This window comes from Cupriavidus sp. KK10 (genome assembly GCF_018223725.1).
GTDB lineage: Bacteria > Pseudomonadota > Gammaproteobacteria > Burkholderiales > Burkholderiaceae > Cupriavidus > Cupriavidus necator.
In genome coordinates, this window is the sequence record NZ_CP073677.1 from 5,063,149 (window position 1) to 5,088,477 (window position 25,329).

General features: G+C 67.3%; 21 protein-coding genes and 1 tRNA gene. 7 read left to right on the plus strand and 15 right to left on the minus strand.

Annotated features, from left to right (window positions below; all coding sequences use genetic code 11):
* The first annotated feature begins 397 nt into the window (after nucleotides 1–397).
* Nucleotides 398–862, plus strand: a complete 465-nt coding sequence (locus tag KB879_RS23585) for a rhodanese-like domain-containing protein (protein WP_010809453.1) — start codon at nucleotides 398–400, stop codon at nucleotides 860–862.
* A gap of 71 nt (nucleotides 863–933) precedes the next feature.
* Here the strand turns inward: KB879_RS23585 and KB879_RS23590 are convergent, their stop codons facing one another.
* The 6 genes from KB879_RS23590 to hrpA all read right to left on the minus strand — a co-directional run bounded on the left by KB879_RS23590 (nucleotide 934) and on the right by hrpA (nucleotide 9,842).
* Nucleotides 934–1,758 carry a molybdopterin-binding protein gene (locus tag KB879_RS23590; protein ID WP_013957197.1) on the minus strand — a complete coding sequence of 275 codons (825 nt, stop codon included), beginning with the start codon at nucleotides 1,756–1,758 and terminating at the stop codon, nucleotides 934–936.
* 12 nt (nucleotides 1,759–1,770) lie between these two features.
* A complete protein-coding gene (locus tag KB879_RS23595) occupies nucleotides 1,771–2,670 on the minus strand; it encodes an EI24 domain-containing protein (RefSeq protein ID WP_013957198.1) in 900 nt (299 codons plus the stop codon).
* A 129-nt stretch (nucleotides 2,671–2,799) separates the two neighbouring features.
* Nucleotides 2,800–3,774, minus strand: coding sequence for a sterol desaturase family protein (locus KB879_RS23600; protein ID WP_013957199.1), 975 nt, complete (start codon nucleotides 3,772–3,774; stop codon nucleotides 2,800–2,802).
* The gene (locus KB879_RS23605) at nucleotides 3,774–4,634 is read right to left on the minus strand and encodes a polysaccharide deacetylase family protein (RefSeq protein ID WP_013957200.1); all 861 of its coding nucleotides are present in this window, start codon (nucleotides 4,632–4,634) and stop codon (nucleotides 3,774–3,776) included. The genes KB879_RS23600 and KB879_RS23605 overlap by 1 nt, the downstream gene beginning before the upstream one ends.
* Nucleotides 4,635–4,652: 18 nt before the next feature.
* On the minus strand, nucleotides 4,653–5,651 hold the full coding sequence (locus KB879_RS23610) for a cytochrome D1 domain-containing protein (protein WP_153953628.1): 999 nt from the start codon (nucleotides 5,649–5,651) through the stop codon (nucleotides 4,653–4,655).
* A gap of 153 nt (nucleotides 5,652–5,804) precedes the next feature.
* The gene (gene hrpA, locus KB879_RS23615) at nucleotides 5,805–9,842 is read right to left on the minus strand and encodes an ATP-dependent RNA helicase HrpA (protein ID WP_153953629.1); all 4,038 of its coding nucleotides are present in this window, start codon (nucleotides 9,840–9,842) and stop codon (nucleotides 5,805–5,807) included.
* Between the two features lie 23 nt (nucleotides 9,843–9,865).
* Here hrpA and argA point away from each other — a divergent pair, with 23 nt between their 5' ends.
* Together argA and KB879_RS23625 are read left to right on the plus strand one after the other, a co-directional pair.
* On the plus strand, nucleotides 9,866–11,332 hold the full coding sequence (gene argA / locus KB879_RS23620; RefSeq protein ID WP_013957203.1) for an amino-acid N-acetyltransferase: 1,467 nt from the start codon (nucleotides 9,866–9,868) through the stop codon (nucleotides 11,330–11,332).
* Between the two features lie 99 nt (nucleotides 11,333–11,431).
* Entirely contained in the window at nucleotides 11,432–11,704 is a 273-nt protein-coding gene (locus tag KB879_RS23625) for an oxidative damage protection protein (protein WP_010809445.1), read from the plus strand.
* Between the two features lie 67 nt (nucleotides 11,705–11,771).
* On the opposite strand, the gene rpiA is transcribed toward KB879_RS23625, so the two are convergent.
* Nucleotides 11,772–12,458: a ribose-5-phosphate isomerase RpiA gene (rpiA, locus tag KB879_RS23630; RefSeq protein WP_013957204.1), complete on the minus strand. Its 687-nt coding sequence runs from the start codon at nucleotides 12,456–12,458 to the stop codon at nucleotides 11,772–11,774.
* Between the two features lie 180 nt (nucleotides 12,459–12,638).
* On the opposite strand from rpiA, the gene tal reads away from it, so the two are divergent.
* Nucleotides 12,639–13,595, plus strand: a complete 957-nt coding sequence (gene tal, locus KB879_RS23635) for a transaldolase (RefSeq protein WP_013957205.1) — start codon at nucleotides 12,639–12,641, stop codon at nucleotides 13,593–13,595.
* Nucleotides 13,596–13,646: 51 nt separating this feature from the next.
* Here tal and KB879_RS23640 read toward each other — a convergent pair whose 3' ends face one another.
* The 3 genes from KB879_RS23640 to rnr all read right to left on the minus strand — a co-directional run bounded on the left by KB879_RS23640 (nucleotide 13,647) and on the right by rnr (nucleotide 17,845).
* Nucleotides 13,647–14,414: an NAD-dependent deacylase gene (locus KB879_RS23640; protein WP_049800565.1), complete on the minus strand. Its 768-nt coding sequence runs from the start codon at nucleotides 14,412–14,414 to the stop codon at nucleotides 13,647–13,649.
* Nucleotides 14,415–14,418: 4 nt separating this feature from the next.
* Nucleotides 14,419–15,162 (minus strand): 23S rRNA (guanosine(2251)-2'-O)-methyltransferase RlmB, encoded by a 744-nt coding sequence (gene rlmB / locus KB879_RS23645; protein WP_010809441.1) that lies wholly within the window; start codon nucleotides 15,160–15,162, stop codon nucleotides 14,419–14,421.
* A gap of 79 nt (nucleotides 15,163–15,241) precedes the next feature.
* The gene (gene rnr, locus KB879_RS23650; protein ID WP_041227994.1) at nucleotides 15,242–17,845 is read right to left on the minus strand and encodes a ribonuclease R; all 2,604 of its coding nucleotides are present in this window, start codon (nucleotides 17,843–17,845) and stop codon (nucleotides 15,242–15,244) included.
* A 70-nt stretch (nucleotides 17,846–17,915) separates the two neighbouring features.
* Between rnr and KB879_RS23655 the strand changes: the two genes are divergently transcribed.
* The 3 genes from KB879_RS23655 to KB879_RS23665 all read left to right on the plus strand — a co-directional run bounded on the left by KB879_RS23655 (nucleotide 17,916) and on the right by KB879_RS23665 (nucleotide 19,502).
* Nucleotides 17,916–18,002, plus strand: a tRNA-Leu gene (locus KB879_RS23655).
* A 387-nt stretch (nucleotides 18,003–18,389) separates the two neighbouring features.
* Nucleotides 18,390–18,824, plus strand: coding sequence for an Rrf2 family transcriptional regulator (locus KB879_RS23660; RefSeq protein ID WP_013957208.1), 435 nt, complete (start codon nucleotides 18,390–18,392; stop codon nucleotides 18,822–18,824).
* Between the two features lie 66 nt (nucleotides 18,825–18,890).
* On the plus strand, nucleotides 18,891–19,502 hold the full coding sequence (locus tag KB879_RS23665; protein WP_211979873.1) for an NAD(P)-dependent oxidoreductase: 612 nt from the start codon (nucleotides 18,891–18,893) through the stop codon (nucleotides 19,500–19,502).
* A 48-nt stretch (nucleotides 19,503–19,550) separates the two neighbouring features.
* Here KB879_RS23665 and KB879_RS23670 read toward each other — a convergent pair whose 3' ends face one another.
* The 5 genes from KB879_RS23670 to hflK all read right to left on the minus strand — a co-directional run bounded on the left by KB879_RS23670 (nucleotide 19,551) and on the right by hflK (nucleotide 25,297).
* Nucleotides 19,551–20,117 (minus strand): phosphoribosyltransferase, encoded by a 567-nt coding sequence (locus tag KB879_RS23670; protein WP_010809437.1) that lies wholly within the window; start codon nucleotides 20,115–20,117, stop codon nucleotides 19,551–19,553.
* Between the two features lie 125 nt (nucleotides 20,118–20,242).
* Nucleotides 20,243–21,583 (minus strand): adenylosuccinate synthase, encoded by a 1,341-nt coding sequence (locus KB879_RS23675; RefSeq protein WP_013957210.1) that lies wholly within the window; start codon nucleotides 21,581–21,583, stop codon nucleotides 20,243–20,245.
* An 85-nt stretch (nucleotides 21,584–21,668) separates the two neighbouring features.
* A complete protein-coding gene (locus KB879_RS23680) occupies nucleotides 21,669–22,820 on the minus strand; it encodes an ATP phosphoribosyltransferase regulatory subunit (RefSeq protein ID WP_013957211.1) in 1,152 nt (383 codons plus the stop codon).
* A 199-nt stretch (nucleotides 22,821–23,019) separates the two neighbouring features.
* Nucleotides 23,020–23,928, minus strand: a complete 909-nt coding sequence (gene hflC / locus KB879_RS23685; RefSeq protein WP_211979874.1) for a protease modulator HflC — start codon at nucleotides 23,926–23,928, stop codon at nucleotides 23,020–23,022.
* A gap of 10 nt (nucleotides 23,929–23,938) precedes the next feature.
* Complete coding sequence (gene hflK / locus KB879_RS23690; protein WP_013957213.1) at nucleotides 23,939–25,297, minus strand: FtsH protease activity modulator HflK; 1,359 nt, start codon at nucleotides 25,295–25,297, stop codon at nucleotides 23,939–23,941.
* Between the last annotated feature and the right edge of the window lie 32 nt (nucleotides 25,298–25,329).

Consider the following 25,329-nt stretch of genomic DNA (forward strand, 5'->3'; position numbering starts at 1 on the left):
CCGATGCATACTCTGCCGCGCCGTCCCGACCAGCCACGAAAGGACGAGGAATGTTAGCAGAAAGCGTGCCATGCAAACGCCCCACTGCCACCGGCAGCCCGAAAAATGTGCAACGTCGGCGAACCGCGCACCGCGGCGGCGTCAGTGTCCGGTCGTGCAAGCAGCTGCTCCGCTGCCGAGTGGCGCACCGGTTACACGCACTTTTGTGTAGCGCCTCCTAATGAAACACCATAATGGTGCATTCAGCAAGACGCCGCACTGTAACAGTGCGTGCGCACCAAAAAGAGTCATCGGGCGCCCCGACAGCCGGCAATCAGGTTTCGAACCGGCCCGGCGCTATAGAATAGTGTGTTGCGGTCTTGCCGCCTCCATTTCATTCCTCAAATTTGTCACGCAGATGACCACCCGAGACGATCTCCTCCAGGCCGCCCGCCAGCGCCAGCAACAGAACCAGCTCCCGTATTTCGGCGCGCTGTCGCCGCAGGAAGCCTTTGCGCTGCTGCAGAACGATCCTTCCGCCGTGCTGGTCGACGTGCGCACCCAGGCCGAGCTGGATTGGGTCGGTGGCGTAGACGTGCCCGACGCGCAGTTCGCCCACGTCGAATGGATGTCCTATCCGGGCGGCGCGCAGAATGCCCGCTTTGTCGAAGAGCTGAGGGCACGCGTGCCGGCCGACGTGCCGGTGCTGTTCCTGTGCCGCAGCGCGGCGCGCTCCAAGCACGCCGCGCGCGTGGCCACTGAAGCCGGCTACCACTTCGCCATGGATGTGCTGGAAGGCTTCGAGGGCAACCGCGATGACCACCACCACCGCAAGACTGTTGAAGGCTGGTGCGTGCGCGGACTGCCGTGGCACGGCGCCTGATCGCGGTCGGGCCAGAATGAGAGAAGGGGCAGCCAAGGCTGCCCCTTCTTCTTTTTGCGACCCGTGGCGCCTTAAGCCTGCGCCGCTTCGCGCGGCGGCTGCTCCACGGTCTCGAACCCCATCGCCTGCACGCCTTCGAGCAGCATCGCATAGGCCGGCGCCAGCAGATCGGCCGGGCCCTTGACCCCCAGGTCGATATGGCGGCGCGCGAAGCGGTCGCCGCGCTGCACGTCGCCGACCGACGGCAGGCTGAACACGCGGATGCCCGGATGCGCCGCTTCGACCTTCTCCATCAGCGGCGTCAGCGTGGACTCCGGCGCTTCGAACACGTAGAAGGCCCGCTCCTGCTGCTGCACCTGGTGGAACAGGTGCGCATAGTCGTGGTCCAGCACCCATTCCATCATAGGCCATGCCATCACCGGAAATCCCGGCATGAAGTGGTGGTGACCGACCGAAAAGCCCGGGATGCGGTTGTAGCTGTTGGGGATGATGCGCGCGCCCTCGGGGAACTCGCCCATCTTGAAGCGGTGCTGGTTTTCCGGCAGGTTCAGGTCGGCCTTGACCGGGTCTCCGCCGGCGGTCTCGGCAATGCGCAGCGCGATCAGCTCGCGCGCCTCGGGATGCAGCACCAGCGGCACGCCCAGCGCCGCGGCCACGCACTGGCGGGTGTGATCGTCCGGCGTGGCGCCGATGCCGCCGGTGCAGAACACCACGTCCGGGCCGGCCAGCGTGCGCCGCAGCGTGGCGGTGATGCGGGCGCGGTCGTCGCCGACGTATTCGGCCCAGTCCAGCGCCAGGCCGCGCGCGCCCAGCAGTTCGATGGTGCGGCGCAGATGCTTGTCTTCACGCCGCCCCGACAGGATCTCGTCGCCAATGACGATCAGGCCAAAACCCATATTGCCCTCGCTTCAGGAATTTTCGATGCGGCGTACGTCGGTCGGCGCCAGGTCGATGACGTCGCCGTCAGGCGCCGGCTTGCCCGGCTGAGGCGCCGGCGGCTGGGCCGGCACCGCCGCGCGCTCGGCCCGCAGCTGCGCCAGCGCGCGCAGGCAGAAGTGGCCGAACCACAGCGCCGAGAAGATAAAGATCAGCACATAGAGCCACAGCGTGCCGGCCAGCACGAACGGGAACAGGAAGATCACTGCCGCCGACGACACCCACAGCAGCGTCGGCGCCGAGCCCAGCAGCCCGACCGCCACCCCGATCACCAGCAGCGGCGTGCGATGACGCCGCACCAGCGTCTTGCGCTCTTCGGCGCTGGCGTGGTCGGCGAGCGCGTCATACGTCATCACGCGGTAGGTCAGCCAGCCCCACAGCACCGGCGGGATCAGCGCAAAGAACGGCGGGATCAGCCACAGCGGCAGCGTCACCAGCACCAGCACCAGGAACACCAGCGTGCTGCCCAGCGACTGGAACACGCTGCCCAGGATGCTGCCGCCATGGGCCTTGGCCAGGTCCGGGTAGCTGCGCTCCAGGTGGCGCACCACCGCCGGCACCGAGAACACGCCGATAAACATCAGCATCGAGGCAATCACCAGCGGGATCGCCAACGCCGCCACGAACAGCGGCGCCACGATGGCGCGCATCGATTGCAGGCCGAACCAGTCGAGCGCGCTGTAGATCCAGCTGGTCAGGATGGAGGTTTCCAGGAAGCTGCGCGTGGCGCCCATGATGGGGTCCCAGCCCCACCAGAGCAGGCCGCCCCACAGCAGCGTGGCCAGGACGAAAGGCAGCACGGTCAGCATCAGCATGCGGGGATGCAGCTGGCTGACCAGCGCGCGGCCAAACGAGCGGAAGATATCGTTCATGCAGTCGAAGGCAAACAGGAGGAAAGGCGCCGGGCGCGGCAGAAGTCCGACTGGGCCGGACCGGCGGCAACCCGAAACACTAGCATACGCCACTTGCCGCCGCGGCGGACTGCCTCCAGACCCGCTGGTTCAGCGCAGCCGCAGCAGCCGCTTGATGCCGTACCACTGATGCGCCAGGAAGCCCGCACCGTAGTCGTGGCCCTTGCCCAGCGGCGGCGGCAGCTGGTCGCGGATGCCGGTCGGATGGTAGGTCTCGGTGAAGACCGCGGTGCCGAACAGCATGTCCCACCACGGGAAGATCACGCCGTAGTTGCAGCCGCCCAGCCTGGACGGTGCGCCTTCGGCCTCATGGCCGATGCCCACGGCGTGGTGGGTGCGGTGAAAGCGCGGCGAGATCAGCAGCCGCTCGCCGATGGCGCCGAAGTTCAGCCGCACATTGGCATGCTGCAGGCTCTGCAGCAGCTGCGACAACGCCACCAGCAGCACGTACTGCGACGGCTCCACGCCCACGCCCAGCGCCACCAGCGCGAACACCAGATCGCGCAGCATGTCGTCCAGCAGGTGGTTGCGGTTGTCGCTCCACAGCGTCATCTGGCGCTGGCTGTGGTGCACCGCATGCAGGTGCCACCACCAGCGGAACGAATGCGACAGCCGGTGGTACCAGTAGTCGAGGATGTCGAACAGCAGCAGGTAGACAAAGAAGCTGACCAGCGGCACCGAGGTCACGCCCGGCCACCAGTCTTCCACATTGATGCGGTGCCAGCCCATCAGCCGCAGGTCGCCTTCCAGGGCGTCGGTCAGCGGCGCCAGCAGGAAGAACATGGCCAGCCGGAACAGCCCGAGCCGGTGGATCACCGTGTAGAAGATATCGGTGCGGATGGCGGCGCGGTCGGATACCGGCTCGACCGGGCGCCATTTCTCCAGCGGCCCCAGGATCAATGCCATCACCACGATCTGCACCAGGCCCACCAGCAGCCATTCGGTGCCGGTGAAGGCTTCCTCGGCATAGCGGCCAAACCCGAGGTCGTAGACCACGGGCAGCACCACGTCCTGGAACAGCGTGCCCTCAACCTGGCCGATCCAGCCGTTCAGCGTCTCCCACATTACCGCCTGCCCTCCTTTTGTCCCACCGCCTGCGGCATGGCGATCCAGTCGCGGTAGGCCGGGTGCTCGCGCAGCGTCGCGAAACAGAATCCCTTGCGCTCAAGACCGGCGAGCAGCGGCTCCAGCACGCCAGGCGCCCACGGATCCTTGCGCGACCAGATGCCCAGGTGCGCCATGGTGATATCGCCGTCGCGCAGGTTGGCCAGCGCGCGCTCCAGCAGCGCCGCGTTGGGATAGCGGTCGGACGACAGCTCATCGCCCAGGAACCCCGCCGGCGCCCAGCCGACGTGGCGGAAGCCGCACTGCTCGGCCCATTGCACCGTCTGCGGTGCGGTGCGCCCGCCCGGGGCGCGCCACAGCGGCACCATGGCGGCGCCGGTCATGGCATGGAAAGCGTCGGCGCTGCGCCGCAGCTCCTGGCAGAAGCCGACCGCGTCCATGGCCATGTCCTTGCCCGCCTGCGCGCCGAACTGCGGCCGCATGGTCACATGGCCGGCGCGCACGCTGCGCAGGTAGACATGGTCGAAGGTATGCGTGCCGAAGGCGTGGCCGTCGGCCACCAGCGTCTTCCAGTATGGCGCCCAGGCTGGGTCCAGCGAGCTGTCCTGGCGCACGGTCGGCTCATTGGCCAGGAAGAAGGTGGCGCGGATATGGTGGCGGCGCAGCGTGTCGGCGATCAGCTGCGCCTGGCTCATGCTGCCGGTGTCGAAGGTCAGGTAGAGCGTGCCGGCCGGGCACGCCTTGGCGGCAGGCTGGGCGGCATCAGCCGCCTGCAGCGCGGACGGCAGGCCGCAGGCAAGCGCCAGCGCGGCCAGCAGCTTGCCCAGCCGTCCGGATCGCGATGCCCTGGTGTCGTCCATGGTCCCTGCCCTGCCTGGTCAATACAGCGGCGCGCGCGTGCGGAAATAGATGCCGTGCGGCGAGCGCCCGACGCGCACGGTCTTGACCAGCTTGCGGCTGGCCACGTCGACCAGGCCGACCGAGCGCGCCCAGCGGAAGGTTACCCACAGCGTCTTGCCGTCGGCGGTCAGCTCCATGTCGTCCGGGCCCGGCGGCAGGCCGGTGATATCGCCGACCTTGGTCAGCGTCTGCTGGTCGATGATGCTGATGCTGCCGGTGACCCGGTTGCTGAGGAACAGATGGCGCTTGTCGCCGACCGCGCGGAAGTTGTGCGCGCCCTTGCCGGTCTGGATCTGCTTGACCACCGTGCGCGTGCGCCAGTCGATCACGGCCACGTAGTCGGCCCCGGTCATGCCGACCAGCAGGTATTTCTGGTCCGGCGTGACCCAGATGCCCGCCGGCGCCGAGCCGGTTTCCATGCGCCACATCACGTTCTGCGTGACCAGGTCGATGGCTACCACCTCATTGGAGTCCTGCAGCGTGATGAAGGCGATGCGGCTGTCGGCGGTAAAGGCGATATGGCTCGGGGTCTTGGCCAGCGGGAACTGCTTGGCCAGCTTCAGCGCCTTGCCGTCCCAGCGGTAGAGGTCGACACGGTCGAGCCGGTTGCCGGTGGCGACAAACCACTTCTGATCCGGCGAGAAGCCGATCTGGTACGGGTCGTCGACATTGGGCACGCGCTGCTGGACCTTGCCCGAGACCGGGTCCAGGAACACCAGGTCATTGCCGACCGCGTTGGCAATGATCAGCGACTTGTCGTCTGGCGTGGCGATCAGGTGGTGCGGTTCCTTGCCGATCGGGAAGGTCTCCAGCACCTTCTGGGTATCCTTGTCGATCAGCGTGACGGTTGCATCACCCGAATTCAGAATCACCACCACTTCCGCCGATGCCGGTGCGGCCAGCAGGCCCAGCGCCAGGGCGCCCACCGTGAAACCACCAGCTACAACACGACGCAATGCGAACTGCAGCGCAAACATAAAACCCGCCAGAAGAAGACTGAACCGGCGATTCTAACGGTTGAGCATGAGAATCCGCTGACAGCCCGACTGATGCCCATCAAGATTTTGGCAGATTGTTGCGCCGGAGCGACCATTTGCGGTTCGCCCCGGCATTCCGCCCCGCGCCGGCGCTCAGCGCTGCATCGATTCCCACACTTTCTGCAGCCGCTTGACCGACATCGGCACCGGTGTACGCAGCTCCTGGGCGAACAGCGCGATGCGCAGCTCCTCCAGCATCCAGCGGAATTCCTCCAGCCGCGCGTCCTCGCCGCCGCGGCCCTGGGTGCGCAGCTGCTTTTCGGCCCGCTGCCACTGCTGCACCAGCGGCGCCATCTCCTGCGTGCGCTGCGTGTCGCGCGCCGGGTCGCCCTTGAGCTTGTCCACCCGCATGGCGATGCCCTTCAGGTAGCGCGGGAAATGGACCAGCTGCGTGTACGGGGTCTCGTCGACAAAGCGCTTGCCCATCAGCCGCCCGAGCTGCGCTTCCATGTCCGCATGGGGCCCGGCGAACGGCTTGGCCTGCAGCAGCTTGCGCGGCAGCCCGGCGTACTCGGCCAGGATGGTCCCCACCAGCCGCGCGATCTCCTGCGCCAGCAGCGACAGCCGGGTGCGGCCCTCGTCCTTGCGCGCATTGAACTCGGCCTCGTTGCGCGGCAGCGGCGCCTGCATGCAGGCACGCTCCAGCGCCAGCATCACGATCTGCTCGCGCAGCATCTCCTGCGTGCCCAGCGTCATGTACTGCATCGCCATCTGCTGCAGGCCCGGGATGTTCTTCTCGATGAACTTGACCTGCTCGCGCAGCTGCAGCGCAAACAGCCGGCGCAGCCCCAGGTGGTGGACGCGGGCGGCTTCCTGCGGGTCGTCGAAGACTTCCACGTCGCAGTGCGTGCCGCGGTCGACCAGCGCGGGGTAGCCGAACAGGGTCTGGCTGCCCTTGCGGATCTCCAGCAGCTCGGGCAGCTCACCGAAGGTCCACCCGGTCAGGCCCTCGTACTTGCCGGGCTCGGCCGCGGCCAGCGGCGCCGCCTGCTCCGGGGCCAGGGTTGCCGCCTGTGCCGCGGCTTGCGCGGCCACCCGCTGGAACGACTGCTGCGCCTGCCCGCCCAGCTCGGCGCGCAACTGGGCCAGGTTGCGGCCCATCTCAAGCTGGCGGCCGTGCTCGTCGACCACCTTGAAGTTCATCGTATGGTGCGCGGGCAGCGTTTCCAGCTTGAAGTCGGCCCGCTTGACCATGGTGCCGGTCTGCTCGCGGATATCGGCAATCAGCACATCCAGCAGCTCGCCCTCGCCAAGCGGCTGGCGCGCGACAAAGCCCGCGGCATACTCCGGCAGCGGTACACAGTGGCGGCGCAGCTTCTGCGGCAGCGACTTGAGCAGCAGGTGCACCTTCTCCCTGATCATGCCCGGCACCAGCCAGTCGGCGCGCTCCTGGCGCACCTGGTTGAGTGCGTACAGCGGCACGGTCAGGGTCACGCCGTCGCGGTGGCTGCCTGGCTCGAAGTGGTAGGTCAGCCCCATGCCCACCCCGGCCACGTTCATGGTCTTGGGGAACAGGTCGGTGGTGATGCCGGCCGCCTCGTGCCGCATCAGCTCGTCGCGGTTCAGGTACAGCAGCTTGCGGTCCCTGACGCTCTCGGCCTGGTACCACTGCTCGAAGGTGGCCTGCTGGCAGATGTCGGCGGGAATCGCGCGATCGTAGAAGGCGTAGATCAGTTCGTCGTCGACCAGCACGTCCTGGCGGCGCGACTTGTGCTCCAGGTTCTCGATCTCGCGCACCAGGCGCTGGTTGTGCGCATAGAACGGCAGGCGCGTATCGAACTCGCCCTCGACAAGCGCGCGGCGGATAAAGATCTCGCGCGCTTCCTGCGGGTTCATCGGGCCGTAATGCACGCGGCGGTGCTGGTAGACCACCAGCCCGTACAGCGTGGCGCGTTCCAGCGCCAGTACCTGGCCCGCCTTCTTTTCCCAGTGCGGATCGCTCCAGCTGACCTTGAGCAGGTGGCGGCCCACCTGTTCCAGCCATTCCGGCTCGATGCGCGCCAGCGTGCGCGCGAACAGCCGGCTGGTCTCGACCAGCTCGGCCGCGACAATCCAGCGCCCGACCTTGCGCGCGATCAGCGAGCCCGGCCACAGGTGGAACTTGATGCCGCGCGCGCCCAGGTATTCGCGGCCCTTGCCGTCGCCATCCTCGATGCGGCAGCCGACATTGCCCAGCAGGCCAGTCAGCAGCGCCTTGTGCACCTGCTCATAGGTGGGCTCGCTGTCATTCAAGCGCCAGCCCTGCTCGGTCACCGTGGTCAGCAGCTGCGAATGCACGTCGCGCCACTCGCGCAGCCGCAGGTGCGACAGGAAGTGGGCGCGGCACTGGTCCTGCAGCTGGCGGTTGGACTTCTTGTGCGCGACCGCATCCTCGAACCACTTCCACAGCCTGACCCAGCCCAGGAACTCGGACTTCTCGTCCATGAACTTGCGATGCGCCTGATCGGCGGCTTCCTGCGCCTCCTGCGGGCGGTCGCGCGGGTCCTGCACCGACAGCGCGCTGGCGATGACCAGCACCTCGCGCAGGCACTGGTGCTCGCGCGCGGCCAGGATCATGCGCGCCACGCGCGGGTCCAGCGGCAGCTTGGCCAGCTGGCGCCCGGTGCCGGTAAGCTGGTTGGCGTCGTCGACCGCGCCCAGTTCCTGCAGCAGCTGGTAGCCGTCCGCGACGGCGCGGCCCAGCGGCGGCTCGATAAACGGGAACGACTCGATCTCGGTCAGCCGCAGCGCCTTCATGCGCAGGATCACCGCGGCCAGCGACGAGCGCAGGATCTCGGGGTCGGTAAAGCGCGGACGGCCGGTGAAATCGGACTCCTCATACAGCCGGATGCACACGCCGTTGGCAACCCGACCGCAACGGCCGGCGCGCTGGTTGGCAGCGGCCTGCGAGATCGACTCGACCTGCAGTTGCTCGACCTTGTTGCGGTACGAGTAGCGCTTGACCCGCGCCAGCCCGGTATCGACCACGTAGCGGATGCCCGGCACCGTCAGCGAGGTTTCGGCGACGTTGGTCGCCAGCACGATGCGCCGTGCGTTGGACGGCTTGAACACCCGCTCCTGCTCCTGCACCGACAGCCGCGCAAACAGCGGCAGGATCTCGGTATGCGGCGGGTGGTGCTTGCGCAGCGCCTCGGCGGCTTCGCGGATCTCGCGCTCGCCGGGCAGGAAGACCAGCACATCGCCGGGGCCGACGCGGCACAGCTCGTCGACGGCCTCGACAATGCCATCGTACAGGTCGCGCTCGCGTGCCTGCGGGCTGCGCGGCGCGCCGGCGGGCACGTCCTCGGTGATCGGACGGTAGCGCACTTCCACCGGGTACAAGCGGCCGCTGACCTCGATCACCGGCGCCGGCTTGTCGCCCGCGGCGAAATGCTGGGCAAAGCGCTGGGCATCGATGGTGGCCGAGGTGATGATCACCTTCAGGTCCGGGCGCTTTGGCAGGATCTGGCGCAGGTAGCCGATCAGGAAGTCGATGTTCAGGCTGCGCTCGTGCGCCTCATCGATGATCAGCGTGTCATAGGCGCGCAGCAGCGGATCGTTCTGGGTCTCGGCCAGCAGGATGCCGTCGGTCATCAGCTTGACCGACGCCCCCGACGACATGGTGTCATTGAAACGCACCTGGTAGCCCACGTGCTCGCCCAGCGGCGTGCCGATTTCCTGCGCGATGCGCTTGGCGGTCGAGGTCGCGGCGATGCGCCGCGGCTGGGTGTGGCCGATCAGCCCCCCACCCTCGCGCCCCGGGCCGCGCCCGATCGACAGGCAGATCTTGGGCAGCTGGGTGGTCTTGCCCGAGCCGGTCTCGCCCGAGACGATCACCACCTGGTTGGCCAGCAGCGCCGCGGCGATCTCGTCGCGACGGCCGGAGACCGGCAGGGCCTCCGGGAAGGTGATGGGCGGCAGCGGGTTGACCGGCCTTGGCGCACGCGGCGGCCGCGGCTCGCGGGGACCGCGTGGCGGGCGCTGCCCGGCCTCACCGGCCGGCCGGGCAGCGGCTGGCTGCGGACGGACGTCCGACTTCCTGACCGGGCCTGGGGCCGGCCGGGACTGGGTTGGGGAGGCGGACTGACCGGCACCGGCGCGCTGGCTCGGCGCGGCGGGTGGTTTAGGCTTGACGGGGCGTTGTTCTGACATTGGCCGGGATTATAATCCGCGGGATGAACGCCAGAACCGACGCGCCGCAGACGGCGCCTGCCTCCTCACCCGCCGCCCCCGTGCCGGCGGAGCCGCCTGCGGCTGAATTCCCCGCGCCTGCCCCGACCTCCCCCGTGCCCGCCGTCCCGGCGCCCACGGCGGCCGACCCCGAGCGCAGCGGCCCCGACCACCAGCAGTTCGTCGACTGGCTGCGCATGGTGGCGCCGTATATCCATGCCTTCCGCGGCAAGACCTTTGTGATCGCCTTCGCCGGCGAACTGGTCAAGTCGGGCGTGCTCAATGCGCTGGTCAACGATGTCGCGCTGCTGCACGCCATGGGCATGCAGATCGTGCTGGTGCACGGCTCGCGCCCGCAGGTGGAAGAACAGCTGGCGCTGCGCCATGTCGAGTCACAGTTCGTCGATGGCGTGCGCGTCACCGACAACGCCGCGCTCGAATGTGCCAAGGAGGCCGCCGGCGAGCTGCGCCTGGACATCGAGGCCGCCTTCAGCCAGGGCCTGCCCAATACGCCGATGGCCGGCGCCCAGCTGTCGGTGATCTCCGGCAACTTTGTGACTGCCCGCCCGGTCGGCATCGTCAACGGCACCGACTACCAGCACACCGGCCTGGTGCGCAAGATCGACGCCGAGTCCGTGCGCATGTCGCTGTCGCACGGCAAGGTGGTGCTGCTGTCGCCGCTGGGCTTCTCGCCCACCGGCCAGGCCTTCAACCTGTCGATGGAAGACGTGGCCAGCGCCACCGCCACCGCGCTCAAGGCCGACAAGCTGATCTTCATCACCGAAGTGCCGGGCGTGCCCGACCCGGTCGGCAAGATGATGCAGGAAATGTCGCTGCGCACCGCGGTCGAGCGCCTGCAGAACAAGCACCTGCCGCCGGACGTGGCCAACTACCTGCAGCACCTGGTCAAGGCGCTCAAGGGCGGCGTGCCGCGTGCACACCTGATCCCCTATTCGCTCGACGGCGCGGTGCTGCTGGAACTGTTCCTGCACGACGGCGTCGGCACCATGCTGTCCGACACCGACCTGGAAAGCCTGCGCGAAGCCACGCTCGATGACGTCGGCGGCATCGTCCAGCTGATCGCCCCGCTGGAGCAGGACGGCACGCTGGTGCCGCGCGGACGCCACCTGATCGAGCGCGATATCTCCAACTTCTCGGTGATCGAGCACGACGGCGTGCTGTTCGGCTGCGCGGCGCTCTACGACTACCCGCGCGAGAACATGGGCGAGATGGCCTGCCTGACGGTGTCGCAGGAAGCCCAGGGCACCGGCGACGGCGAGCGCCTGCTCAAGCGCATCGAGCGCCGCGCCCGCGCGCTCGGCCTGGAGAAGCTGTTCGTGCTCACCACCCGCACCGAACACTGGTTCCTGAAGCGCGGTTTCGTCCACGCCAACGTCGACGACCTGCCCGAGGACAAGCGCAAGCTCTACAACTGGCAGCGCAAGTCCATGGTGCTGATGAAAAAACTGTGACGCCGTAGGGGCAATTGCCGCCGCGCCGCGGCTGGCGGCCCCGCTTGGCTACAATAGCGCCAGCGCCTCAGCACCTGACAAACAAACCAAGGAGTCCCCATGGCCCGCATGGTCCAATGCATCAAGCTGAACAAGGAAGCCGAAGGCCTCGACTTCCCGCCGCTGCCCGGCGAACTGGGCAAGAAGATCTGGCAAAGCGTGTCGAAGGAAGCCTGGGCTGGCTGGCTCAAGCACCAGACCATGCTGATCAACGAAAACCGCCTGAACATGGCCGATGCGCGCGCGCGCCAGTACCTGCTCAAGCAGACCGAGAAGTACTTCTTCGGCGAAGGCGCCGACCAGGCCCAGGGCTACGTGCCGCCGCAGTCCTGAACCGGACCGGCCAATGACAAAAGGGGTGCCTCAGGCACCCCTTTTGCTTGGTAGCGGACGACTTTGCTCAGTAGTCCGTGCGCTGCACGCCGTCGCCGGTGCCCAGCAGCAGCACATCCGCGCCGCGCAGCGCGAACAGGCCCACCGTGACCACGCCCGGCACCTGGTTGACGGCCTGCTCCAGGCCGCGCGGGTCTTCGATCTTCAGGCCGACCACGTCCAGGATCACATTGCCGTTGTCGGTCTTGTAGATGCCGCCTTCCTTGGTCATGCGCAGGCGCGGCTGGCCACCCAGGGCCTGCAGCTTGCGCGCCACCGCGGCACGTGCCATCGGGATCACCTCGACCGGCAGCGGGAAGGTGCCCATGGTCTGGACCAGCTTGCTGCCGTCGGCGATGCAAACAAAGCGCTTCGCGACCGAGGCCACGATCTTCTCGCGCGTGAGCGCCCCGCCGCCGCCCTTGATCATGGCGCCGCTGGCGTCGATCTCGTCGGCGCCGTCGACATACACCGGGATCTCGTCGACCTCGTTCAGGTCCAGCACCTTGAAGCCGTGCTGCTGCAGGCGGCGCGTGGACGCCTCGGAGCTCGACACCGCACCGGCGAAGCGCTCCTTGAATGCCGCCACGGCGTCAATGAAGAGATTGGCGGTGGAGCCAGTGCCCACGCCGAGCACTGCTCCTTCGGGCACTTCCTGCTTCACGTAGTCGGCGGCAGCTTGCGCGACCAGCGCCTTGAGTTCATCCTGAGTCATGACAACAGCCAGATTGCGTTGGGGGAAACGCGTAGTGTAGCGGATTGCGGCGGCAGGTCACGCGGGCGACGGTACAATGGATCAGGCCGGGGTGGCGGGTGCGCGACCCGTGTGCGACCTGCGCCCCCCCTGATGCCCGCGAATGATTTTGCAGACGCTCAAGCAGACCAACTAGCGACCATGAACCAGCTCGAACAACTCAGGCAGTTCACCACGGTGGTGGCCGATACCGGCGACTTCCAGCTGATGAAGCAGTACACCCCGCAGGACGCGACCACCAATCCGTCGCTGATCCTGAAGGCGGTGCAGAAACCCGAATACCGCCACCTGCTGGAGCAGGCCGTGCGTGACCACCACGGCAACGGCGGCGTCGATGCGGTGATGGACGCCGTGCTGATCGCCTTCGGCTGCGAGATCCTGGCGATCGTGCCGGGCCGCGTGTCGACCGAAGTCGATGCGCGCCTGTCCTTCGACACCGAGGCCAGCGTGGCCAAGGCGCGCCACCTGATCCAGCTGTACGAGCAGCGCGGCATCGCGCGCGAGCGCGTGCTGATCAAGATCGCCTCCACCTGGGAAGGCATCCGCGCGGCCGAGATCCTGCAGCGCGACGGCATCCGCTGCAACATGACGCTGCTGTTCTCGCTGGTGCAGGCGGTGGCGTGCGCCGAGGCCGGCGCGCAGCTGATCTCGCCCTTCGTCGGCCGCATCTTCGACTGGTACAAGAAGCAGGCCGGCGAGCAATGGGACGCGGCCGCCAACGGCGGCGACAACGACCCCGGCGTGCGCTCGGTGCGCCAGATCTACGACTACTACAAGAAGTTCGGCTACCCGACCGAGGTGATGGGCGCCAGCTTCCGCAGCACCGCGCAGATCCTGTCGCTGGCCGGCTGCGACCTGCTGACCATCAGCCCCGAGCTGCTCGAGCAGCTGGCCGCCGGCCAGGGTCCGGTGACGCACAAGCTGTCGGTGGACCAGGCCCAGGCCGCCAATATCGCCCGCATCGCGGCCGACGAGGCGTCCTTCCGCTGGCAGTTGAATGAGGATGCGATGGCGACGGAAAAGCTGGCCGAAGGCATCCGCCTGTTTGCGGCGGATGCGGTCAAGCTGGAGAAGCTGATCGGCGGGATTGCAAAATAAGCGCCAGTTCAGCGCAAGACAGGCCCGGGCGGCAACGCCCGGGCCCGAGGCTCAGCCGGCCGATGGCGCCAGCTGCGGCCACAGCAGCGGCAGGCACGCACCCGCCGCGGCGGACAGCACGATATCCGCGGTCTGGTCCAGCGCCGATGGCTGCAGATTGACCACGATCACCGGCGCGCCATGCTCGCGCGCCAGGCCCGGCAACCCCGCCGCCGGATAGACCAGCCCCGAGGTGCCGACCACCAGGCACAGGTCGCAGTGTTGCGCCGCATGCTCGGCGCGGTAGCGCGCCACGCGCGGCAGGTCCTCGCCGAACCACACCACGCCCGGACGCATCAGCGCGCCGCACAGGTTACAGCGCGGCGGCATGCCCGGCAGCGCGGTCGCCTCGTTGCAGCGTCCGCACCCGTCCAGCCATTTGTTGGCGAACAGGTTCCCGTGCAGTTCGATCACGCCCGCGCTGCCGGCGCGCTGGTGCAGGCCGTCAACGTTCTGCGTGACCAGCGTGAAAGGTTTCTGCGCAGCCAGCGCGACCAGCGCATGGTGCGCCGGGTTGGGATGCACGGCTGCGACCAGCTCGCGCCGGTGCACGTACCACTCCCAGACCAGAGCGGGCTGGCGGCGGTAGGCGTCCTCGCTGGCCAGCTCTTCCGGGTCGAACTGTTCCCACAGCCCGGTCATCGCGTCGCGGAAGGTCGGCACGCCGGATTCGGCGGAAATGCCGGCGCCGGTCAGCACGAAGATATTGCCGGCGGCCGCGATCAGCCGGCGTGCTTCCTCAAGCCCCGGCATTTCAAGGAGACCGGAATCAGCGGCCATGGACTTATCGCGGCAGGCGCCGCTGGCGCACGGCTTCGTATAGGCATACACCGCTGGCGACCGAGACATTCAGGCTTTCCACGCCACCCGCCATCGGGATGCCGACCAGCTCGTCGCAGGTTTCGCGCGTGAGGCGACGCATGCCCTCGCCTTCGGCGCCCATCACGATCGCGGTCGGGCCCTTGAAGTCGATGTCATACAGCGATTTTTCGGTGCCGTCGGCGGTGCCGATGACCCAGATGCCGCGTTCCTGCAGTTCACGCAGGGTGCGGGCCAGGTTGGTGACGGTGATATAGGGCACGGTCTCGGCGGCGCCGCTGGCGACCTTGGCCACGGTGGCATTGAGGCCGACGCTGCGGTCCTTGGGGGCGATCACGGCATGCGCGCCGGCGCCGTCGGCCACGCGCAGGCAGGCGCCCAGGTTGTGGGGGTCGGTGACGCCGTCCAGCACCAGCAGCAGCGGCGTGCCTTCGATGCCGTCGAGCAGTTCATCCAGGTTCAGCGCCAGTGCCACGTCTTCGGCACGTGCCACCACGCCCTGGTGGCGGTCGGTGCCGGCCATGCCGCGCAGGCGCTCGGCATCGACCGGGTGCAGGCGCACGCCCAGGCTTTCGGCCAGGCGCACGAAGTCCTGCATGCGCCGGTCGCGGCGGGCGGATTCGATATAGACATCGGTCACGCCCTTGGCATCTTGGCGCAGGCGTGCGGTGACGGCGTGAAAGCCGATCAGGAGTTTGTTTTTAGCCATGGCGCGATTGTACTCGCCCTCTCGCCCCCGGCAGCCAGCCGGGCGGCGAGAGGCGGCGGCATGGCGGCCGCCGCGGGCTTCAGCGCTTGCGCGGGGTGCGCGGGCTCTTGGCCGGCGTCTTGCCCGCCGGCTTGGCCTGGTGCGACTTGGAGGCCGGCTTGCGCGGCTTCTCCAGGTGCGAGGGCTTGGGCTTGGCCGCGTGCTTGGCCGGCTTGCCGCCGGTCTTCACATGCGGCCTGAGCGGCGTGATCACCGCCTCGAACACCGGCTGCTCCTCGATCACACGGTCCAGCGTCTCGTCGAATGACTCTTCCGGCTTGGACGAGCCGCCCAGCAGCGCCGCCAGCTGGCGGCCCTTCTTGCGTGCCGGCACCGCATGGGCGGCAGGCACGCGCGGCTGGGTCTCGGTGCCCCCCGCGCGGGCGCGCAGGGTTTTCGCCGACGGCTCCTGCACCAGGCGGAAGTCGATCTTGCGCGCATCCAGGTCCACGCGCGAGACCTGCACGCGCACGCGGTCGGTCAGGCGGTAGCGGATGCCGGTGCGCTCGCCGCGCAGCTCGTTGCGGGCCTCGTCGTACTGGAAGTAGTCGCTGCCCAGCTCGGTCACGTGGACCAGGCCTTCCACATACAGCTCGTCGAGCTGCACGAAGATGCCGAACGAGGTCACGGCGCTGATGGTGCCCGCGTAGTCGCTGCCCAGCTTGTCGCGCATGAAGTAGCACTTGAGCCAGGCCTCGACATCGCGCGAAGCCTCGTCCGCGCGGCGCTCATTGGCCGAGCAGTGCAGGCCGAGCTCGTCCCAGATGGCCTCGTTGCGCTTGGCGCGCGCCGCGGTCAGTTCTGCCTTCTGCTCGGCGTCCTTGGCCTGCAGCCGGCGCGCCTTGGGCGAGATCGCGGTATTCAGCTCGGTCCCGTGCGCAAACGCCGGCTGGTACTTGGTATGCGCCAGCACCGCCTTGATCGCGCGGTGCACCAGCAGGTCGGGGTAGCGGCGGATCGGGCTGGTGAAGTGCGCGTAGGCCTCGTACGCCAGGCCGAAGTGGCCGATATTGTCCGGGCTGTAGACCGCCTGCTGCATCGAGCGCAGCAGCATGGTCTGCAGCATCGGCGCGTCGGGACGGGACTTGATCTTGTCCATCACCTCGGCGTAGTCCGATGCCTGCGGCTTGTCGCCGCCGCCCAGCGACAGGCCGGCGGTGCGCAGGAAGTCGCGCAGGTTCTTCAGCTTCTCTTCGCTGGGGCCCGCGTGGATGCGGTACAGCGCCGGGTGCTTGAAGCGTTCGAGGAAGTCGGCCGCGCATACGTTGGCGGTCAGCATGCACTCTTCGATCAGCCGGTGCGCGTCGTTGCGCGTGCGCGGCAGGATCTGCTCGATCTTGCCCTGCGCGTTGCAGACGATATAAGTCTCGGTGGTGTCGAAGTCGATCGCGCCGCGCGCGCGCCGTGCCTTGAGCAGGACCTGGAACAGCTCATACAGGTTCTGTAGGTGCGGCACCAGCTCGCTGCGCTTGTGCGCCTCGGGGCCCTTGGTGTTGGACAGCACCGACCAGACCTCGTTGTAGGTCAGGCGCGCGGCCGAATGCATCACGGCCGGGTAGAACTGATAGCCCTTGAGTTCGCCCTTGGCGGTGATCACGGCATCGCACACCATGCACAGCCGGTCCACGAGCGGATTGAGCGAGCACAGCCCATTGGACAGCTTCTCCGGCAGCATCGGGATCACGCGGCGCGGGAAGTAGACCGAGGTGGCCCGGTCCAGCGCATCCGCGTCCAGCGGCGTGCCGGGGCGCACATAGTGCGACACATCGGCGATCGCCACGATCAGGCGCCAGCCCTTGGCGCGACCGATCTTGACCGGCTCGCAATAGACCGCATCGTCGAAGTCGCGTGCGTCTTCGCCGTCGATGGTCACCAGGGGGATGTCGCGCAGGTCGATGCGGTGGTCCAGGTCGGCCTGGCGCACCTCGTCGGGCAGCGCGGCGGCTTCCTGGGCGGCGGCCGGCGCGAACGCATGCGGCACGCCGTACTTGCGCACGGCGATCTCGATCTCCATGCCGGGATCGTCGATGTCCCCTAGCACCTCCACCACGCGGCCCACCGGCTGCACGTAGCGGTCGGGGAATTCGATCAGCTCGACGCTGACCACCTGCCCCACCCGTGCCTTGCCCTGCGCCTTGGGCGGGATCAGGATGTCCTGGCTGATGCGCTTGTCTTCAGGCGCCACCACCAGCACGCCGCCTTCACTGAGCAGACGGCCGATGACAAAACGGTTGGCGCGCTCGATGATCTCGACGATCTGCCCTTCGGGGCGCCCGCGCCGGTCGTAGCCGACCACGCGCACCTGCGCGCGGTCGTTGTGCATGGCCTTCTGCAGTTCGCGCTCGGGCAGGAAGATGTCGTCTTCGCCGTCGTCGCGGATCAGGAAGCCAAAGCCGTCGCGGTGGCCCTGCACCCGGCCGGTGACGAAGTTCGGCTGATGGGCCAGTTCATAGCGGCCCTTGCGGTTCAGCTCGATCTGGCCGTCGCGCTCCATGGCCGCCAGGCGCTTCTGAAAACCGTCATGCTCTTTGCGCGTGACGGAGAGGGCCTTGGCAATATCGCCGGCCGACTGGGGGGATCCCGACGTTCTCAACACGCCCAGGATTTCTTCCCGGCTGGGGATCGGATAGTTGTTCTGATTCAATTTTTTCTGGAAACTATTTGACAAAATTCTCGCGCCCTCTATAATGAGCGCTTCGGTTGTTTCGACACTTGCCCAGGTGGCGGAATTGGTAGACGCACTAGGTTCAGGTCCTAGCGGTGGCAACACTGTGGAGGTTCGAGTCCTCTCCTGGGCACCAGATCACCGGAAAACCCGCAGCGCTTTCAAGCCCTGCGGGTTTTTTGTTTTTGACGCCTGTTTCGCGCATCAGATCCGGCAACTTGCACTCCTTGCTTGGCGGCCATGCCGCGATGTCATAACTGCGAGCGTACGGGTTTTTTCCCGTCCGTGAAACCGCGCACCGTACCCCGCGCGGCAGCCGAACCACAACGGTACGGCAATGTCGAGGAGTGTAACAGCTTCAGTGGCGATTCCGGCATTCCACCGGCCATTGGCTGCCACATCGGCGTATCACCTCCTTCCCTCCCCGTACTCCTGCCACTTTGTACCCTGCCCGTGCTTGACATGCCCGACAATGTGTAACTATCATGGTTTCACATTGCACCTGACATCCTGAGCACAAGCGTTGAGCACAAGCAGCCGGTTCGCCGTGGCAGTCCACATCCTGACCCTGCTCGCCAGTTCGGCCGAGCCGGTGCCGTCGTCGCTGATCGCCGGCAGCGTGGGCACCAACCCGGCGCTGATCCGGCGGCTGGTCGGCCAACTGGCTGAAGCCGGGCTGGTGGCGACCACCATGGGCAGCACCGGCGGCGCCACGCTGGCGCGACCGGCCGCGTCGATCACGCTGCTCGACGTGTTCCGCGTAGTGGAAACCACCGCGCTGATCACGCTCCACCAGAGCGCGCCCAATCCGGCCTGCCCGGTCGGGCGCGAGATCACCGGTGCGCTGCGCAAGGTCGCAGACCGTGCGCAGGCGGCCATGGACGATACCCTTGCCGGCATCACCATCGCCAGCATGCTCGCCGATGTCGAAGGCAGCAACCAGCGCCGCAAGCGCTGATTTTTTTTGCCCCGATGTGTAACCACGATGGTTTCATATCAAACCTGACCGAAAGAAGGAGTGACCATGAAGATCGCAATCATCGGCGCCACCGGCCGCGTTGGCACGCGCCTCACCGACGAAGCCCTGCGCCGCGGCCACCAGGTGACCGCCATTGCGCGCCACGCCAGCAAACTGCCCGCTCGCGACGGCGTGACCACCAGGGACGTCGACGCAACCGACAGCGCCGCACTGGCCGCGGCGCTGGCCGGCAACGACGTGGTCATCAGCAGCGCGCGCTTCGCGCAACTGAACGCGCAGCAGGTGACCTCGGCCGTGCGCCAGGCCGGCGTGCCGCGCCTGCTGGTGGTGGGTGGTGCCGGCAGCCTCTGTGTCGCGCCGGGGGTGCAGTTGGTCGACACCCCGAATTTCCCCGACGCCTACAAGCCCGAGGCCCTCGCAGGCCGCGACTTTCTCAACGCGCTCCGTGGCGAACAGCAGATCAAATGGACCTTCCTGTCGCCCTCGGCACTGTTCGAGCCGGGCGAGCGCATTGGCAAGTTCCGTGTTGGCGAGGAAACCCTGCTGAGCGACGCAGCAGGCAAGAGCTGGATCTCGATGGAAGACTATGCCATCGCGATGCTCGATGAGATCGAAAAGCCGGCGCATTCGCGCCAGCGTTTCACGGTCGGCTATTAAGCCGGCCGCCGGGGCCCACCGGTAGCGGCAGGCCCCGGCGCAAGCACATCAGGCCTGCGCGCCGTCGTCCTGGCTGGCACGCTTGCCGCGCTTGAGCCAGGCGGCCAGGTTGTGCGGGCGCAGCGTGTCGTACTCTTCGAACGGCTGGTGGATCCAGGGGTTCGACGGCAGGAAGGTCACATGGTAGTCCGGCTCGACCTTCGAGCACGCCTTGTACCACAGCACGGCCGAACGTACCTCGGTCACGGCCGGATAGCGCTCCTTCAGGTGGCGGCCCACGCGCTCCAGCGTGATGCCCGAATCCACCAGGTCGTCGACCAGCAGCACCCTGCCCGTCAGCTCGCCGCGGGTCATGGTGATGTACTGCGCGATGTCCAGGTTGCCCTGCTGCGTGCCCGCGGCCTCGCGGTAGCTGCTGGTGGCCAGGATGGCCAGCGGCACGTCGAAGATGCGCGACATCTGGTCGCCGACGCGCAGCCCGCCGCGCGCCAGGCACAGGATCTTGTCGAACTTCCAGCCCGACTCATGCACGTTCAGCGACAGGCGTGCGATCAGGCGATGGTATTCATCCCAGGAGACCCACAGGTTCTCGTCATCGTTCGTTGGCAGGTTCATCTTTTTACGCTTTGTATCGTCGGGTCGGTTGACCTATATGGCTCGGCCCGCTTGCGCGGGCCGATTTATTTCTGGCGGGCCGCAGCGCTCGTGGCGCCGCTGCCTTGTGGCGTGCTACTGCCGGGTCAGGCCTTGTACGGATGACGCAGCAGGATGGTCTCGTCGCGATCCGGGCCGGTCGAGATCATGTCGATCGGAATGCCGACCACTTCTTCCACGCGCTTTAGGTAGATGCGGGCCTGCTCGGGCAGCGCGTCCCACGTCTTCACGCCGAAGGTCGACTCGTTCCAGCCGGGGAATTCCTCGTAGACCGGCACGCAACGCGCCACGGCGTCAGAGCCGCGCGGCAGGATGTCGACGGTCTTGCCATCGAGCTCGTAGCCCACGCACAGTTTGATGGTTTCCAGGCCATCGAGCACGTCCAGCTTGGTCATGCACAGGCCGGACACGCCGTTGATCTGCACCGAGCGCTTGAGCGCGGCGGCATCAAGCCAGCCGGTGCGGCGCGGACGGCCGGTGACCGAACCGAATTCCTTGCCGACGTTGGCCAGGCGCACGCCGACCGGGTCCTGGCGCGACGGGTTGTCGTTGTCGTACAGCTCGCTCGGGAACGGGCCCGCGCCCACGCGCGTGCAGTAGGCCTTGGTGATACCCAGGATGTAGTTCAGGCGGCCCGGACCGACACCGGCGCCCGCTGCGGCCGCACCGGCCACGCAGTTGCTCGAGGTCACGAACGGATAGGTGCCGTGGTCCACGTCCAGCAGCGTGCCTTGCGCGCCTTCGAACATCAGGTTGCCGCCGGCGGCATTGACCGCGTACAGCTCGGCCGACACGTCGGCCACCATCGGCGCCAGGCGCGGCGCGTAGGCCAGCGCTTCGTCCAGGGTCTGCTGGAAGTCCACGGCTTCGGCGCCCAGGTACTGGGTCAGCATGAAGTTGTGGTAGTCCAGGTTCTCGCGCAGGCGTTCGGCGAACTGCTGCGGATCGAACAGGTCCTGCACGCGCAGCGCGCGGCGGGCCACCTTGTCTTCATAGGCCGGGCCGATGCCGCGGCCGGTGGTGCCGATCTTGGCGGCGCCACGGCGGGCTTCGCGCGCCTTGTCGATGGCAACGTGGTACGGCAGGATCAGCGTGGCGGCCTCGGAAATGCGCAGGCGGTTCTGCACCTGCAGGCCGGCGCCTTCGAGTTCTTCGATTTCACGGAACAAAGCTTCGGGCGACAGCACCACACCGTTGCCGATGTAGCAGACCGTGCCGTCACGCATGATCCCGGACGGGATCAGACGGAGAATGGTCTTCTTGCCACCGATGATCAGCGTGTGGCCAGCGTTGTGGCCACCCTGGAACCGCACCACGCCCTTTGCCTGGTCGGTAAGCCAATCGACGATTTTTCCTTTGCCTTCGTCACCCCATTGGGTGCCGATCACGACGACATTGCGTCCCTGGCCTACTGCGGATGCGGACATATTGCTTTGGTCAATAGGTTAAAAACGTATTCTACTCTTGTTGCCGGGCGATTCTCGATTTTTGGGCACGCCCGGCGCCCAAGCGTCAGCGCGGCACCACGGCCCAGCCGGCGTCCTGGCGCACCAACTGCCGGTCGCAGTTGAACTCATCGAGCTCGTGGGTATGGCCGGGCAGCGACTGGATCACGATCTCGCCGGCCGCACGCAGCGTGGAAATCGCGGCCCGGAGTGCCGGATCCGCATCCCAGGGCGCAAAAATCGCCTGGGCGCGCACTTCCACGGGCGACAGCGCCGCCACTTCACGCAGGTCCAGCGAGAAACCCGTGGCCGGGCGCGCACGGCCGAAGGCCTCGCCCACCTTGTCATAACGGCCGCCACGCGCCACGTAATTGGGCAGGCCGGCAACATAGGCCGCGAACATCACACCGCTGTGATAGTGGTAACCGCGCAAATCCGACAGGTCGATATTCACGCTGGCACCGCGCACCTGCACCGCCAGTGCCGCCAGTTCATCCAGCGCGCGGCCGATGGCCGGGCTGGCCGGCAGCGTCGCGCGGGCGCGCTCGATCACGTCCACGCCGCCGTACAGCGTAGGCAGCGCCAGCAGCGCATCGCGCTCGGTCTGCGGCATGCCTGCGGTCAGTTCGCGCAGGGCCGGCACATCCTTGGTTTCCAGCGCGGCAAAGAGCGCGTCCTCGATCTTGCGGATCGACGGCAGGCCCGCCAGCAGCGCTTCCAGGATGCCGGCATGGCACAGGTCGATGCGGACATCCGACAGCCCCGCCGCCTGCAGCGCGGCCAGCATCAGGTCCTGGATCTCGACGTCGGCTTCCAGGCCGGCATGGCCATAGATCTCGGCGCCGATCTGGATCGGCTCGCGCGTGGCGTGGAAACCCGCCGGGCGCGCATGCAGCACGTTGCCCGCGTAGCACAGGCGGGTCACGCCCGGGCGGTTCAGCAGGTGCGCGTCGATGCGCGCGACCTGCGGCGTGATATCGGCACGCAGGCCCATGGTGCGGCCCGACAACTGGTCCACCAGCTTGAGCGTGCGCAGGTCCAGGTCATGGCCGGTGCCGGTCAGCAGCGACTCCAGGTATTCCAGCATCGGTGGCATCACCATCTCATAGCCGTAGGTGCGGAACAGGTCCAGCATGCGGCGGCGCAGTTCTTCGATCTTGCGCGCTTCCGACGGCAGCACGTCGGCAATGTTTTCTGGCAGCAGCCAATGGTTGGACATAGTGAATCTCTTCTCAGTCAATCTCGTCTCTGTCATTCGGTTTGCCTCGAGGCAATGCCCCCAAGGCGCCCGTGCCTGACCAGGAACTTCATTGCAGGCGCCGCGCGCCCGCGCCATCACTCAGCGAGGATGGCTCCAGCCGGACAAAACCCCGGCAAGCCGGGGTTTCGTCAATTCGCCACACGGACAAGCGACGGTGCTAGCGCTTGCCCCCGGATCCGCCCGAGGCGGCCGCGGCGGCACCGCCGCTGGAACGCATGTAGCGGAAGAACTCGGAGGTGGGCTCAAGCACCAGCACGTCGCGCTTGTCGCGGAAGGTGTTGCGGTAAGCCTCCATGCTGCGCCAGAACTGCGCGAACTGCGGATCGCGGCCAAACGCGTCGGCATAGATCTGCGAGGCCTTGGCATCGCCCTGGCCCTTGATCACCTGGGCGTCGCGATAGGCCTCGGCCAGCACCACTTCGCGCTGACGGTCGGCATCGGCGCGGATCTTCTCGCCCTCGGCAGCACCGGTGGAGCGCAGCTCGTTGGCCACGCGCTTGCGCTCGGCCTCCATGCGCCGGTACACCGATTCGCTGATCGCGGGCAGCAGGTCAACGCGCTTGAGGCGCACGTCCAGGATCTCCACACCCACCGACTTGGCGTATTCGCTCATGCCGTTGCGGATGGCCTGCATCACCTGCTCGCGCTCGCCGGCAACCACGTCGGCCACGGTGCGCTTGCCGAACTCCTCGCGCGCCACCGAGTCGATGCGCTGGGTCATGCGGTCCTGCGCACCGCGCACGTTGCCGCCGAAGGCGACAAAGAACTTGCGCGGATCGGTGATGCGCCATTTGACGAACCAGTCCACCACCATGCTCTTCTTCTCGGCGGTCAGGAAACGCTCGCTGGCGGCCCCGTCGATGGTCTGCAGGCGGCGGTCCATGAACACCACGTTCTGGAACGGCGGCGGCAGCTTGAAGTGCAGGCCGGGCTCACGCACTACCTGCTTGATCTCGCCGAAGGCGAACACCACGGCGTACTGGCGCTGGTCGACCACGAACAGCATGGACGAGACCACGGCCAGCAGGATGAAAAAGCCAATCGCGAAGGAAATCAGTCGGTTCATGACGGTCTCCTCAGCGCGAGTCGCGGTCGCGGTTGCGCAGCGATTCGCGCGAACGGATATCCGTCGATGCATCCGGCGCGGGTGCCGGCGTGCTCGCGGCACCCGGCTGGCCCGGTTGCGGCGCGGCGCGGCCATCGGCCTGCGCCATCAGCTTGTCCAGCGGCAGGTAGAGGAGATTGTTGCCCTGGCGCGCGTCCACCAGCACCTTGGTCGAATTGCTGTAGATCTGCTGCATGGTTTCCAGATAGATGCGGTCACGCGTCACCTGCGGCGACTTGGCGTACTCGGTCTGCACCGAACGGAAGCGCGAGGCATCGCCCTCGGCCTGCGCCACCACGCGGGAGCGGTAGGCTTCGGACTCTTCCTTCAGGCGCGCCGCGGTACCCTTGGCGCGCGGGAGGATGTCATTGGCATAGGCCTGGCCTTCGCTGATCGCGCGCTCGCGGTCCTGGCTGGCCTTGTTGACGTCGTCGAACGCGGCCTGCACCTGCTCGGGCGGCTGCACGCTCTGCACGTTCACGGACAGCACACGGATGCCGGTCTTGTACGCGGTCAGGATGGCCTGGATCGACTTGGCCAGTTGCTGCGCGATCTGTTCGCGGCTCTCGTACAGCACCGCGTCCATCTTGTTGCGGCCGACGATCTCTCGCACCGAGGTCTCGGCGGCCTGCGTCACCAGCTCTTCATCGCCTCCGCGGTCGGTCTTGTTGAAGAACAGGAATTCGCTGGCGTCCTGGATCACGTATTGCACCGTAAAGCGCACGTCGATGATGTTCTCGTCCTGCGTCAGCATTGACGAGTCTTTCAGGTTGCTGTCCTTGATCGACGTGGAGCGCCCCACCTCGACCGAACGCACGGCCGACAGGTTGACGACCTCGGCCGACTGGACCGGCCAGGGCATGCGCCAGTTGATGCCGGGGCCTGTGGCGTACTTGAACTTGCCGAACTGCAGGATCACCGCAGTCTGGCCTTCCTGCACCATGAAGAAGCCGCTGGCCAGCCAGATGCCGACCACCGCTGCCACGATCACGCCAGCACCCACGCCCGAGCCTTTGCCCGGCGTGCGCGGGCCGCCAAAGCCCTGGTTGCCGCCGCCGTTGTCCTTGCGGCCGAGCAGGCCGTTCAGGCGGCGGTTGAAGTCGCGCCACAGCTCGTCCAGGTCGGGCGGGCCGCCGTCCTGCTGCGGACGCTGGTTCTGCTGGCGGTTGTCGTCGCGACCGTCCTTCTTGTCGTCGTCGTCCTGACCGTTGCGACCCCAGCGCGGATCGTTCAGCGAGAAGATGGCGCGCAGGCGCTGCCAGCCCGCGCGCAGCGCGAAGCGGCCGCCTGGTGTCAGGCTCGAATCAGCATTCCGGGGAAACTGGGGCATGAAGTGCACGGGTCCGGGGAAGTTTGTAACAG

Coding starts and splice junctions, on each gene's coding strand:
- KB879_RS23585 (WP_010809453.1), top strand. CDS start 398: ATGACCACCCGAGACGATCTCCTCCAGGCCGCCCGCCAGCGCCAGCAA.
- KB879_RS23590 (WP_013957197.1), bottom strand. CDS start 1,758: ATGGGTTTTGGCCTGATCGTCATTGGCGACGAGATCCTGTCGGGGCGG.
- KB879_RS23595 (WP_013957198.1), bottom strand. CDS start 2,670: ATGAACGATATCTTCCGCTCGTTTGGCCGCGCGCTGGTCAGCCAGCTG.
- KB879_RS23600 (WP_013957199.1), bottom strand. CDS start 3,774: ATGTGGGAGACGCTGAACGGCTGGATCGGCCAGGTTGAGGGCACGCTG.
- KB879_RS23605 (WP_013957200.1), bottom strand. CDS start 4,634: ATGGACGACACCAGGGCATCGCGATCCGGACGGCTGGGCAAGCTGCTG.
- KB879_RS23610 (WP_153953628.1), bottom strand. CDS start 5,651: ATGTTTGCGCTGCAGTTCGCATTGCGTCGTGTTGTAGCTGGTGGTTTC.
- hrpA (WP_153953629.1), bottom strand. CDS start 9,842: ATGTCAGAACAACGCCCCGTCAAGCCTAAACCACCCGCCGCGCCGAGC.
- argA (WP_013957203.1), top strand. CDS start 9,866: ATGAACGCCAGAACCGACGCGCCGCAGACGGCGCCTGCCTCCTCACCC.
- KB879_RS23625 (WP_010809445.1), top strand. CDS start 11,432: ATGGCCCGCATGGTCCAATGCATCAAGCTGAACAAGGAAGCCGAAGGC.
- rpiA (WP_013957204.1), bottom strand. CDS start 12,458: ATGACTCAGGATGAACTCAAGGCGCTGGTCGCGCAAGCTGCCGCCGAC.
- tal (WP_013957205.1), top strand. CDS start 12,639: ATGAACCAGCTCGAACAACTCAGGCAGTTCACCACGGTGGTGGCCGAT.
- KB879_RS23640 (WP_049800565.1), bottom strand. CDS start 14,414: ATGGCCGCTGATTCCGGTCTCCTTGAAATGCCGGGGCTTGAGGAAGCA.
- rlmB (WP_010809441.1), bottom strand. CDS start 15,162: ATGGCTAAAAACAAACTCCTGATCGGCTTTCACGCCGTCACCGCACGC.
- KB879_RS23665 (WP_211979873.1), top strand. CDS start 18,891: ATGAAGATCGCAATCATCGGCGCCACCGGCCGCGTTGGCACGCGCCTC.
- KB879_RS23670 (WP_010809437.1), bottom strand. CDS start 20,117: ATGAACCTGCCAACGAACGATGACGAGAACCTGTGGGTCTCCTGGGAT.
- KB879_RS23675 (WP_013957210.1), bottom strand. CDS start 21,583: ATGTCCGCATCCGCAGTAGGCCAGGGACGCAATGTCGTCGTGATCGGC.
- KB879_RS23680 (WP_013957211.1), bottom strand. CDS start 22,820: ATGTCCAACCATTGGCTGCTGCCAGAAAACATTGCCGACGTGCTGCCG.
- hflC (WP_211979874.1), bottom strand. CDS start 23,928: ATGAACCGACTGATTTCCTTCGCGATTGGCTTTTTCATCCTGCTGGCC.
- hflK (WP_013957213.1), bottom strand. CDS start 25,297: ATGCCCCAGTTTCCCCGGAATGCTGATTCGAGCCTGACACCAGGCGGC.